Genomic DNA, 755 nt, shown 5'->3' on the forward strand with positions numbered 1-755 from the left:
TCCGGTGTTGGAGTTGCCCACCGACCACCCACGACCCCCCGTCCGAACGGGAGCCGGCGCGACCCGCACCTTCACCGTTCCCGCCGGCCTGGCCGCTCGGCTGCGTGACACCGGTCGGGAGACGAACTCCACGCTGTTCATGGCGTTGACGGCGGTGACGCAGCTGTTGTTGTCCCGGTACAGCGGTCAGGACGATGTCGTGCTGGGCACGGCGGTGTCGGGGCGGGAGCAGAGCGCGCAGGTGGAGGACCTGGTCGGGTTCTTCGTGAACACCCTCGTCCTCCGCACCCGGATCGAGCCGACGGCGTCGGTCTCCCAGTACCTCGAGGACGTCCGGGAAACAGTTCTGGGGGCTCTGGAGAACCAGGACGTTCCGTTCAGCCGCCTGATCGACGAGCTGTCCCCGGCGCGGGACACCAGCCGCACCCCGCTGGTGCAGGCCATGCTCATCCTCCAGAACACGCCCGCCGAACCCGCGCGGCTTCCCGGCCTCGAGGTAGGCGACTACCCCCTGCCCCGGGACACCGCCCAGTTCGACCTGACGCTGTACTTCCAGGAGGCGGACAGCGGTCTCCAGGGCGCCGTCGAGTACAGCACCGACCTCTTCCAGCCCGAGACGGTCGAACGGCTGGTTCGGCACTGGCTGGTGCTGGCCCAGCGGATGGCGAGCCACCCCGAGCGTCCACTCCGCTCCGTTGAGCTGCTGGATTCTCCGGAGCGGGAGTTGGTGGTGCGGGGGTGGAACGACACCGAGC

At 69.3% G+C, this 755-nt stretch carries 1 protein-coding gene; it reads left to right on the plus strand.

The features are described from left to right. Positions 1-755: condensation domain-containing protein (locus ACTIDRAF_RS30795; protein ID WP_039789131.1), on the plus strand; the 755-nt coding region annotated here is incomplete at both ends.

The organism is Actinoalloteichus spitiensis RMV-1378 (assembly GCF_000239155.1).
In the GTDB taxonomy this organism is placed as follows: Bacteria; Actinomycetota; Actinomycetes; order Mycobacteriales; family Pseudonocardiaceae; genus Actinoalloteichus_B; species Actinoalloteichus_B spitiensis.